We start from the raw sequence: 10,850 nt of genomic DNA on the forward strand, positions 1-10,850 counted from the left end.
TGGCTTATCCAGACTGGAAATCATTAATCCCTTATCAGGACACCGCCAGCCTGATTATCTCCGAGCATGTCGGCGGTAAGTGGATGTATAACTTCTTTATGGCCACTTATCTGACGGGCGTTTATGCCTCGGCGATGACCGCACAGACCAGTGTGTCGCGTATCTTCTATGCCATGGGCCGTGAAGGGGTATTGCCACGCAAAGTGTTCTTCCATCTACATCGCAAGTTCCATACGCCGTGGCGCGCTATTTTGTTCGTGGCAACCATCTCGCTGCTGGCGCTGTTCCTTGACCTGAATTTAGTGGTGTCGATGATAAGCTTCGGCGCGCTCGGCGCGTTCACCTTTGTGAATTTGAGCGTTATAAAACACTTTATTTTCAATGAGAAACGTCGTGGTATTTCAGCCATGTTTAAATATGGGCTGTTGCCAATGATGGGGTTTGTGATGTCGGTGTGGTTGTGGGTTCATCTTGAACAGCGCGCGCTGGAGGTAGGCCTGCTGTGGTTACTGGTAGGTTTTATTTACCTGCTGTGGCTAACGCGCGGTTGGCGTCAGTCTCCACCATCGGTTCATCCGGATGATATTTCTCATCTGCTGTGATTAGTATGAAGAGCCGCATAACGCGGCTCTTTTTTGTGATATCCGCTCAGCTATTAAAGGCCGCGACGCGCCCGACCGACCGCCTCACCCAACTGCCACACCGCCATCGCGTAATGGGTACTGTGGTTGTAACGAGTAATAGTGTAGAAATTTGGCAAACCATACCAATATTGATAGCCGGTACCGACATCAAGGCGCAACAAGCTGGCTTCCTGATAGTCGCCCAGCGAGCCGGTCGGGCTTAGCCCTACGGCAGATAATGTCGAGATGGGGTATTTGGTCTTAAAGCCATTATCGAGATTCGGCGCTTGCCCGTTGGCAGGAATAGCCACCGCCGCCCCTTTGGTCCAGCCGTGGGCTTTGAAGTAATTCGCCACACTACCGATGGCATCCTCCGGATCCCACAAATTGATATGACCATTGCCGTTAAAATCGACAGCATAATCTTTAAATGACGATGGCATAAATTGACCATAACCCATAGCGCCAGCGTAAGAACCGCGCAGACTTAGCGGGTCATTGCCCTCAGCTCGCGCCATCAGCAAAAAGGTTTCCAGCTCACCAGAAAAATACTCGGCGCGGCGCGGATAAGCAAAGGAGAGTGTTGCCAGCGCATCAATGATACGAGTCTTACCCATCACTCTGCCCCAGCGTGTTTCAACGCCAATGATGCCAACGATAATTTCTGGTGGAACCCCGTAAACCTCATAAGCACGTTGCAGGGCTTTTTCATGTTGATTCCAGAAATTCACCCCATTTTGCACGTTATCTGGCGTAATAAATTGGTTGCGATAGCGGTTCCAGGCACCATTTGGCCCGGATGGACGGCCAGAGGTCGGCGCTTGCTTATCCATCAAGCGGATAACAAAATCCAGTTTTTTAGTTTGCGCTAATACATCATGCAGTTGCTGACGCTCAAAACCATGCTCACGCACCATTTTGTCAACAAAACGGGCGGTATCCGCATTATAGGCAAAATCACCGTCTGGCACGTGACCCACATGTTGTGGTTCAAGTAAAAAACCACTTTGTGTCAGGCTATCTGACGGCGTCGCAGCAACAGGAGGCGTCGGCTTGCTGCTACAGGCAGAAAGCAAAATGAGTGAGGGAAGAATGACAGCTAAGTGACGCATCGTATATCCATAAACCATGCTAAAAAGTAATAGCTATGTTAAGTCATTGCCTATAAGGAACAAACAGGAAAATGCAGGATTATACTGGGTTATTTACAATAGGAATCGTACAGTAGCCAGTGCCTGCGCCAGAGGAAAATAGACTAAACCCTTTGAAGAATAAGGGATTATAGCAACATCAACGAAACATTTAGTATCAAATAATACGAATGATTTTCACTATCATTGCTAATTTCTTTCTATACAATCGACATGTTTCTCCGTTGACTCACTCTCTCGTTTTCTTCTTTGACCTGTTAAAGGATGTCTTTATGAAGTTACGTTTATCCTCTCTTGGCCCTGTTGCTCTGTTAGCTTCCTCAATGATGCTGGCTTTTTCCGCCAATGCTGCATCCAATGACGAAGGTATTGTGGTGTATAATGCCCAACACGAAAACCTGGTGAAATCCTGGGTCGACGGCTTTACCAAAGATACGGGTATTAAGGTGACCCTGCGCAATGGCGGGGATAGCGAGTTAGGTAATCAGCTGGTTCAGGAAGGCAGCGCATCACCCGCAGACGTCTTTCTGACGGAAAACTCCCCGGCAATGGTGCTAGTCGATAATGCAAAATTGTTCGCCCCATTGGATGCAGCAACACAAGCTCAGGTGGCGAAAGAGTATCGTCCTGAACATGGCCGCTGGACCGGCATTGCTGCCCGCAGTACCGTTTTTGTCTATAATCCGGAAAAAATTAGCGAAGCCGAGTTACCTAAGTCGATCATGGACTTAGCTAAACCTGAGTGGAAAGGCCGTTGGGCTGCATCACCTTCTGGGGCTGATTTCCAGGCCATTGTTAGCGCCATGCTGGAACTGAAAGGCGAAAAAGCCACGTTGGAGTGGTTAAAGGCCATGAAAACCAACTTTACCGCTTATAAAGGTAATAGCACGGTGATGAAAGCGGTGAATGCTGGCCAAATTGATGGTGGGGTTATCTATCACTATTACCGCTTTGTTGATCAAGCCAAAACCGGTGAGAACAGCGGTAAAACTCAACTGCATTACTTCAAACATCAAGATCCAGGTGCCTTTGTGAGTATCTCTGGTGGCGGTGTATTGGCGTCGAGCAAGCATCCAAAAGAAGCACAGGAATTCGTGAAATGGATAACCGGCAAATCAGGTCAGGATATCTTGCGCACCAATAATGCTTTTGAATACGCCGTGGGTGTCGATGCTGCGTCTAACCCTAAATTGGTGCCGCTGAAAGATCTGGATGCACCAAAAGTAGAACCGTCTAAACTGAACAGCAAGAAAGTGGTTGAGTTAATGACAGAAGCTGGCCTGCTGTAATACAGTCAACCTGCTGATAATATGTATTTTTAGCCCGTCGCGTCCCTGACCAGACGGGCATTAACACGCCGAGTGCCTTGCCGATTATGGCCAATGTAAACCCCGATGTTATCCCGATGCCACTGAGTCAGACAACTCAACGCCAATATAGCCGCCGCCCTGGTTCTGGGATTGTGGTTATTGCGGTGATGCTTTCTCTACTGTCCCTGCTGCCACTGGGGTTTGTGATTGGCATTGCCATTGATACCGGTTGGTCAACGGTCAAGGCGCTCGTTTTCCGCCCTCGCGTGGGGGAATTACTGCTTAACACCGCATTACTGGTTGCGTTCACTTTGCCGCTATGCGCCATTATTGGTGTGGCGTTGGCGTGGCTCACCGAACGCACCACGCTACCCGGCAGGCGAGTTTGGTCACTGCTAGCTATTGCCCCACTGGCAGTGCCTGCTTTTGTGCAAAGTTACGCCTGGATAAGCCTGGTACCCTCAATGCACGGGCTTAGCGCGGGGGTATTTATCTCTGTCATTGCCTATTTCCCTTTTATTTATCTGCCCGCCTCAGCAGTATTGCGCCGCCTTGATCCCGGTCTGGAAGATGCAGCAGCATCTTTAGGTAGCACGCCCAGCGCAGTATTTTTCCGCGTGGTTCTACCACAATTAAAACTCGCTGTTTGGGGCGGTTCGATATTGATTGCACTGCATTTATTAGCAGAATATGGCCTGTACGCCATGATCCGTTTTGATACCTTTACCACGGCTATTTTTGATCAATTCCAATCCACCTTTAATGGCCCAGCGGCCAATATGTTAGCGGGTGTTCTGGCGTTATGTTGTCTGGGATTATTGTTAATCGAAGCCACCAGCCGCGGCTATAACCGCTATGCCCGAGTCGGTTCGGGTAGCGCGCGCAGACAAACTGCTTATTCAATGGGAACCGCCCTCACCCTGTGGTGTCTGCTGCTACCACTGGTGATGACCACCCTCTCGCTCGGTGTACCTTTTATCACCCTCACCCGCTGGCTCTACATCGGCGGCATTGATGTATGGTTGAATGCTGAGCTGTTGCCAGCCTTGAAACAAACGCTGGCTCTGGCGCTGAGCGGTGCCGTAATTATCACCCTGTGCGCCATACCAATGGCTTGGTTATCCGTGCGCTATCCAGGGCGCTTACATCGGGTCATGGAGGGGTGTAACTATGTCACCAGTTCGCTGCCCGGTATTGTGGTCGCACTGGCACTGGTGACCATCACCATCCGCATTGCACGGCCGCTGTATCAAACTGAATTCACTCTTTTACTGGCCTATTTATTGATGTTTACGCCACGCGCCTTAATCAGTTTACGGGCCGGTATTGCGACTGCGCCGGTCGAGCTGGAAAACGTGGCACGCAGTTTGGGTAAAACGCCCACTCAGGCCATCTGGAGCACCACCATGCGGCTGGCGGCCCCCGGTGCGGCGGCGGGTGCGGCCTTGGTATTTCTAGCGATATCCAATGAATTGACTGCAACCTTATTATTAGCACCCAATGGTACTAGAACCCTGGCCACCGGATTCTGGGCATTAACCAGTGAAATAGATTATGTTGCTGCATCACCTTATGCCCTGCTTATGGTGGCACTCTCCCTGCCACTCACCTGGCTCCTTTATTCTCAATCTCAACGTACGGCAGGATTATGAGCACGCTTGAACTTCAAAAAATCGGTAAATCTTACCAATCGGTCAGGGTATTAGACGACATTGATTTACAGGTGACAGCGGGCAGCCGCACTGCGATTGTTGGGCCATCGGGTTCGGGTAAAACCACATTGCTGCGTATTATTGCCGGTTTTGAAACGCCGGATAGCGGCAAGGTGATTTTGCAAGGAAATCCGCTATTTGACCAATCAACTCACGTGCCAGCGCATAAACGCGGGATTGGATTTGTCCCGCAAGATGGCGCACTGTTTCCACATTTTACCGTGGCGGGTAACATTGCTTATGGGCTAAAAGGCAGCAAGCAAGATAAAGCCCGACGGATTGATGAATTGATGGAAATGGTGGCACTAGACCGGCGATTAGCGCAACTTTGGCCTCATGAAATATCCGGTGGCCAGCAACAACGTGTCGCGCTCGCCAGAGCATTGGCGCAAAGCCCGGTATTGATGTTATTGGACGAACCCTTTTCAGCACTGGATACCGCTTTGCGTGCATCTACCCGCAAAGCGGTAGCTGAACTGCTGTCACAAGCCAATATCGCCTCCATATTAGTCACCCACGATCAAAGCGAAGCATTATCTTTTGCCGATCAGGTCGCGGTAATGCGCGCGGGCAAGCTGGCTCATGTGGGCGCGCCGCAAGAGCTTTATCTCAGGCCGATTGATGAGCCGACCGCAACATTCCTGGGTGAAACACTGATTCTTTCCTCGAATATTGCGGCCGGATGGGCCGACTGTGCGCTAGGCCGGGTAAAGGTTGACGATGCAACACGCCAAGGGCAAGCACGCATTATGCTGCGCCCCGAGCAAGTGACTATCACACCACTGCCCTCCGCTCACCATTATCCGACTCACTGCTTGGCTAAGATTGTCAGTATTGATTTTGCCGGTTTTATTTCAACGCTCACGTTATCTATTATTGAGCACGACGAAATCGTCGCAATCAAAACCATCAGCCGCGAAGGTATCTATGTTGGCTTAATGGTTGATTTGACGATTATGGGTCAGGCCCATATTTTTGTTGAGTGACAGACAACACATTTCTATTAACACTGTCGACTAAAACATGGCAATAAGCACAAGTTATGCTCTGCACGCTCCGGTAGATTGGATTATGCTACTGAAATCATGAATATCGGAGCCATACCAAATGGATGAAATCCACCTCATCATATTGACCATCGGGCTATTTGTACTCACATTTATTAATCCCGGCGCTAATTTACTTGTTGTGGTTCAAACCAGTCTCAGCTCTGGTAAGAATGCAGGTTTACTCACCGGGTTAGGTGTGGCCTTAGGGGATGCAATTTACTCAGGATTGGGGTTATTTGGTATGGCAGCGCTGATTGCTGAAGGGGGAGCTCTGTTCTCGGCAATTAAGATCGGCGGCGGTTTGTATCTGGTTTGGTATGCCTACAATATGGTGCGCCATCGTCAAGAACTGCACATGGGCATGGGTGCTGTCGCTACTTCATCAATTACGCCTTGGTATGTGTTCTTCCGCCGTGGGCTGTTAACTGATTTATCCAACCCACAAACTGTGCTGTTTTTTATCAGTATTTTCTCGGTAACCCTCACCCCGACCACACCAGCATGGGCCAAAATGGTCGCCTGGCTCGGCATTGTTGTGGCCTCAATCCTCTGGCGGTCATTGCTGAGTATGGCATTCTCCCGCCCGGCAGTACGCCGCGCGTATGGCAAGGTTCAGCACTTGTTAAGCGGTATTATCGGAGTCGCTGTCGGAGCCTTTGGGCTGCGCTTAATTTATGAAGGGATAACCCGCCGCTGATCGCAAAATATGGCTGTTATCAGCATCACAAAGGCTTCGCTTGGAGTCTTTTTTGTTCCTGTCGCAATTGCCGATACTCCAGCACTGTCAATACGATAACCACCAAGTCAAGAATAGTGATTAAAATCAGCATAATAGAATGAGTAAAGGTATAACGATAAAGTTGATAGATAATAAATAAGCTAAAAATGACTATTGCTGCTGGGTAATACCCCAGTTTTTTGCGCCACAATCCAATAATGACCCATAACTTAACAATGCCATGAATTAATAAATAAAACGCGGCGAAATGCAGACTGCTGATGGAAAGGCTTTGCGCTGCATGCAGCAAATAATTGGCAATCACATCGCCACGATCTTCGATAAATTCAACTTGAGTAATGCGATGCAATATATTCAATAAAAGCTGGGGGGTAACAAAAAAAGTTAAAATACCCGCCACAATCTCCATGATAGCCAATATCGCTTTTAGCAACAGGCTAACTTCAAAAACAGCATGAATATTCTTCTCCCCGAAGAGGTTATTACGCTCAAAACGGTTTCTCATATTCAACATCGCACTCATTCCCTGCGTGATAAAGCTTTGAAGAGTATTGATATAGAATAGCAGTTTACGCGGTGCCGGTTAAAGCACCGCTATTGAAATACGCCAATATTAGCGTTTTAGTGTTTCGCCATTACTCTGAATGACATCCCGATACCAATAGAAACTTTTCTTACGGCGACGTTCCAGGGTGCCATGACCACTATCATCACGATCAACATAAATAAAACCGTAGCGCTTGGATAATTCAGCTTTCGAAGCACTCACCAGGTCAATCGGCCCCCAACTGGTGTATCCCATTACCTCTACGCCATCTTCAATAGCCTCGCTGACTTGGACTAAGTGGTCATTGAGGTAGTCGATGCGATAATCATCTTCAATATTTCCATTAGCATCCGGCTTATCTTTTGCTCCCAGCCCATTTTCAACAATAAACAGTGGCTTTTGATAACGATCCCACAATTCATTTAGCAGAATACGCAATCCATCGGGGTCTATCTGCCATCCCCACTCTGAACTGGCAAGATGTGGGTTTTGTACCATGCTCAGAATATTGCCTCTGGCCTGATGATTTAATTCCTCATCGGTAGTCACACAGCCACTCATGTAATAGCTGAAGGAAATAAAATCGACCGTTTCTTTTAGTGCCAGTTTATCTTCTGCCGTAATCTCAAGACTAATATCATGCTGCTTAAAGTAACGGCCCATATAGGAGGGGTAATAGCCGCGCACCTGTACATCACCAAAGAATAACCATTCACGATTCTGCTGTAGAGTTTCCAACACGTCAGCAGGTTTACAGGTTAACGGATACATCAAACCGCCTAACAACATATTACCGATACGGCCATCAGGAATAATTTGATGTAAAGCAGCAACTGCTTTGGCACTGGCAACCAATTGGTGATGAATCGCCTGATATATCTCACTTTTACTGCTTTCCCGCTCTAACCCAACACCGGTAAAAGGCGCATGCAGTGACATATTTATTTCGTTAAATGTCAGCCACAATTTGACCTTATGCTGATAACGCTGAAATACCGTGCGGGCATAATGTTCAAAGAAACCAATTGTTTTACGATTTCCCCAGCCGCCATAATTCTTCACCAGGCCATAAGGCATTTCATAATGAGATAGCGTCACCAGTGGCGTAATATTGTATTTCGCCATTTCATCAAATAAGCGATCATAGAATGCCAGGCCGGCTTCATTCGGCTGCTCCTCGTCGCCCTGCGGAAAAATACGCGTCCAGGCAATAGAAATACGCAGGCATTTAAAGCCCATCTCAGCAAATAGTGCAATATCTTGCGGGTAGCGGTGATAAAAATCGATAGCCACATCTTTGACATAACTGTCGCCATTCACGCGGGGAACGATATCACCGAAAATACCGTATGGCTGTAAATCAGAGGTTGATAGCCCTTTTCCATCAGTAAGATAAGCTCCTTCAACCTGATTAGCGGCAATAGCCCCGCCCCAAAGGAAGTTGTCTGGAAATGCATGTTTCATCTGTTTTCTCCTGAATCAGTATTAACGAATCACGGTTAATAACGGTGCTTGCTCTGTAATAGATGTCCCTTTGGCATACAGAACATCCTGATAATCTTCACTGTTGCTGATAATGATCGGCGTGGTCAGGTCATAACCAGAGTTAATAATCGCCGCGTAATCAAACTCCAATAGCAGGTCCCCAACATTAACTCGATCCCCCACACTGACATGCGCGGTAAAATATTGACCCTCGAGTTTGACGGTATCAATACCAACGTGAATAAGAATTTCAGTACCGGCATCGGACTCAATGCCTATTGCATGGTGAGTTTTAAATAACGAAGCCACTACACCATTAACCGGTGAAACAACCCGGCCTTGTTGCGGAATAATGGCGATTCCCGCCCCCAACAAGCCGCTGGCAAAAATAGTGTCGCCAACATGAGTTAATGCCTGTAATTCACCGCTGATTGGGCTAAATATCACTTCGCCAAGGCCATTATGGTCCTCGGCGATAGATGAGGTTTGCAGTGGTTTTTCAAGTTCTGGCGTTGTAATTTGGGCTGGCAAGCCAAAGAAGAAGGTGCCAATTGCGGCAAAAACCAATGCGGTCAGAGTGCCTATAATTGCGCCCCATACGCTGGCATCAATGCCGGTAGTTGGAATTATCTGGGCAAAAGAGAAAATACTGACCAGACCAAATGAATAAACATGAGTCTGGCTATACCCCACAATAACGCCGCCAATCGCCCCGCCGATACAACCGAATATAAACGGTTTTTTAGACGGTAACGTCACCCCATAAATAGCAGGTTCGGTGATACCAAATATACCGGCAGTAAATGCCGAACCCGCCAATACTTTCATTTTGGCATCACGGGTACGTAAAAAGACTCCGAGTGTCGCCCCCACCTGCCCCATCACGGCGGGTAATAGCAGTGGCAACATGGCGTCATAGCCCAATACACTCAAGTTATTAATCATCAATGGGACCAAGCCCCAATGCAGGCCAAAAATGACGCATATCTGCCATATTCCGGCTAATACACCACCAGCCACCGGCGGGGCTGCGGAATAAATAATTTGAAAACCTTCGGCTAATAAATGGCTCAGCCAGGTCGCTAGCGGGCCAATCAATAAGAATGTGGCAGGAACCGTAATCGCCAAACACAACAACGGGGTAAAAAAGTTTTTAATACTGCTGTGTAAAATGCGATTAAACCTTTTTTCTAACCAACAACTGACCCAGGCCGCTAATATGATAGGAATAACGGACGACGTGTAATTAATAAAAGTGACCGGAAGGCCAAGGAAATAGAGGGTCGCAGCGCCAGGTTGCCCAGTGGCATTAAATGCAGCCAGCATCAGAGGATGGACTAAAGCACCACCAATCGCCAAGGTAATAAACGGATTGCCACCAAATTTCTTACCCGCGGTATAACCTAGCACTAGTGGGAAGAAATAGAACAAAGAGTCGCTAGCAGCGAATAAAATCATATAGCTGCCGCTGGTAGTCTGTAACCAACCGCACACCACACTGAGTGCCAGAAAACCCTTAAGAATACCGGAGGCTGCCATGATCCCGAGTAAGGGAGTGAAAATGCCCGAAATAATATCAATACAGCGACTCAGTAAACCCTCTTTTTGTCGACTCGGCTGGCGCTCATTTTCATCACCATCAGATAAACCCGCTTGCTGCAATAATTCCTGATAGACCTCGCTGACATGGTTGCCAATAACCACCTGAAATTGCCCGCCACTCTCCACCACCATAATGACGCCCGGATTTTGTTTCAGCATTTGTGCATCTGCTCGCGATGTGTCCTTGAGTTTAAAGCGCAAACGAGTAGCACAATGAATAACACTGTTAATATTGCTCTTCCCTCCCACTCCGGCGAGGATCTCGCTGGCGACCGCTGTGTATTGCATAATATGTTCCTTGGATAGCAGGATGATTTATATAAATAAATCACCTATTTTGGTCATTAAGTCCGGGCAAAAAAAAACCTGAATATGCTCTGTACCGCCATAAGCGATACCAACACATTCAGGTTTTGCCTGCCCTCAGCAGTCACAATCCTTTATTCTAAAATCTCTTTTGCTAATGACTTAATCGGGCAAGTTAGAGCATTCCCGACGAACCCGCTCAATATGAATAGTCAAAAACATCAGCTCTTCTTTACTCAAATCCTGCTGATACTGCAATTTAATATGTTGCTGAATTTTCCCGGCACAGCGATAAGCCGCAATATAATTCTCTTTTATCGTATCGT

General features: G+C 47.7%; 10 protein-coding genes. 5 read left to right on the plus strand and 5 right to left on the minus strand.

The window, feature by feature from the left end; translation table 11 throughout:
* Nucleotides 1–602, plus strand: a 602-nt coding sequence (locus tag ACNSO8_RS05150; protein WP_418394013.1) for an APC family permease, incomplete at its 5' end; no start/stop codon positions are given.
* 53 nt (nt 603–655) lie between these two features.
* Here ACNSO8_RS05150 and mltB read toward each other — a convergent pair.
* A complete protein-coding gene (gene mltB, locus ACNSO8_RS05155) occupies nt 656–1,735 on the minus strand; it encodes a lytic murein transglycosylase B (protein WP_046050519.1) in 1,080 nt (359 codons plus the stop codon).
* A 311-nt stretch (nt 1,736–2,046) separates the two neighbouring features.
* Between mltB and ACNSO8_RS05160 the strand changes: the two genes are divergently transcribed.
* The 4 genes from ACNSO8_RS05160 (at nt 2,047) to ACNSO8_RS05175 (ending at nt 6,542) form a co-directional block, all read left to right on the plus strand.
* The gene (locus ACNSO8_RS05160) at nt 2,047–3,063 is read left to right on the plus strand and encodes an iron ABC transporter substrate-binding protein (RefSeq protein WP_013650226.1); all 1,017 of its coding nucleotides are present in this window, start codon (nt 2,047–2,049) and stop codon (nt 3,061–3,063) included.
* A gap of 86 nt (nt 3,064–3,149) precedes the next feature.
* A complete protein-coding gene (locus tag ACNSO8_RS05165) occupies nt 3,150–4,736 on the plus strand; it encodes an ABC transporter permease (RefSeq protein WP_418394014.1) in 1,587 nt (528 codons plus the stop codon).
* A complete protein-coding gene (locus ACNSO8_RS05170) occupies nt 4,733–5,782 on the plus strand; it encodes an ABC transporter ATP-binding protein (protein WP_057621500.1) in 1,050 nt (349 codons plus the stop codon). The genes ACNSO8_RS05165 and ACNSO8_RS05170 overlap by 4 nt, the downstream gene beginning before the upstream one ends.
* 121 nt (nt 5,783–5,903) lie before the next feature.
* Nucleotides 5,904–6,542 (plus strand): LysE family transporter, encoded by a 639-nt coding sequence (locus tag ACNSO8_RS05175; protein WP_057621501.1) that lies wholly within the window; start codon nt 5,904–5,906, stop codon nt 6,540–6,542.
* 25 nt (nt 6,543–6,567) lie between these two features.
* Here the strand turns inward: ACNSO8_RS05175 and ACNSO8_RS05180 are convergent, their stop codons facing one another.
* From ACNSO8_RS05180 to ACNSO8_RS05195, 4 genes are all read right to left on the minus strand, one after another.
* Nucleotides 6,568–7,098: a DUF2127 domain-containing protein gene (locus tag ACNSO8_RS05180; protein WP_019083638.1), complete on the minus strand. Its 531-nt coding sequence runs from the start codon at nt 7,096–7,098 to the stop codon at nt 6,568–6,570.
* Between the two features lie 99 nt (nt 7,099–7,197).
* The gene (locus ACNSO8_RS05185) at nt 7,198–8,595 is read right to left on the minus strand and encodes a glycoside hydrolase family 1 protein (protein ID WP_050298953.1); all 1,398 of its coding nucleotides are present in this window, start codon (nt 8,593–8,595) and stop codon (nt 7,198–7,200) included.
* Between the two features lie 21 nt (nt 8,596–8,616).
* Nucleotides 8,617–10,506 (minus strand): PTS beta-glucoside transporter subunit IIABC, encoded by a 1,890-nt coding sequence (gene bglF, locus ACNSO8_RS05190; protein ID WP_050876948.1) that lies wholly within the window; start codon nt 10,504–10,506, stop codon nt 8,617–8,619.
* A 180-nt stretch (nt 10,507–10,686) separates the two neighbouring features.
* On the minus strand, nt 10,687–10,850 hold a 164-nt coding region (locus ACNSO8_RS05195; RefSeq protein ID WP_418394015.1), incomplete at its 5' end, for a PRD domain-containing protein.

Source organism: Yersinia sp. LJYL362, from assembly GCF_048323875.1.

Excerpts from the sequence above, each read along its gene's own strand:
- mltB (WP_046050519.1), bottom strand. The coding sequence starts at position 1,735 with ATGCGTCACTTAGCTGTCATTCTTCCCTCACTCATTTTGCTTTCTGCC.
- ACNSO8_RS05160 (WP_013650226.1), top strand. The coding sequence starts at position 2,047 with ATGAAGTTACGTTTATCCTCTCTTGGCCCTGTTGCTCTGTTAGCTTCC.
- ACNSO8_RS05165 (WP_418394014.1), top strand. The coding sequence starts at position 3,150 with ATGGCCAATGTAAACCCCGATGTTATCCCGATGCCACTGAGTCAGACA.
- ACNSO8_RS05170 (WP_057621500.1), top strand. The coding sequence starts at position 4,733 with ATGAGCACGCTTGAACTTCAAAAAATCGGTAAATCTTACCAATCGGTC.
- ACNSO8_RS05175 (WP_057621501.1), top strand. The coding sequence starts at position 5,904 with ATGGATGAAATCCACCTCATCATATTGACCATCGGGCTATTTGTACTC.
- ACNSO8_RS05180 (WP_019083638.1), bottom strand. The coding sequence starts at position 7,098 with ATGTTGAATATGAGAAACCGTTTTGAGCGTAATAACCTCTTCGGGGAG.
- ACNSO8_RS05185 (WP_050298953.1), bottom strand. The coding sequence starts at position 8,595 with ATGAAACATGCATTTCCAGACAACTTCCTTTGGGGCGGGGCTATTGCC.
- bglF (WP_050876948.1), bottom strand. The coding sequence starts at position 10,506 with ATGCAATACACAGCGGTCGCCAGCGAGATCCTCGCCGGAGTGGGAGGG.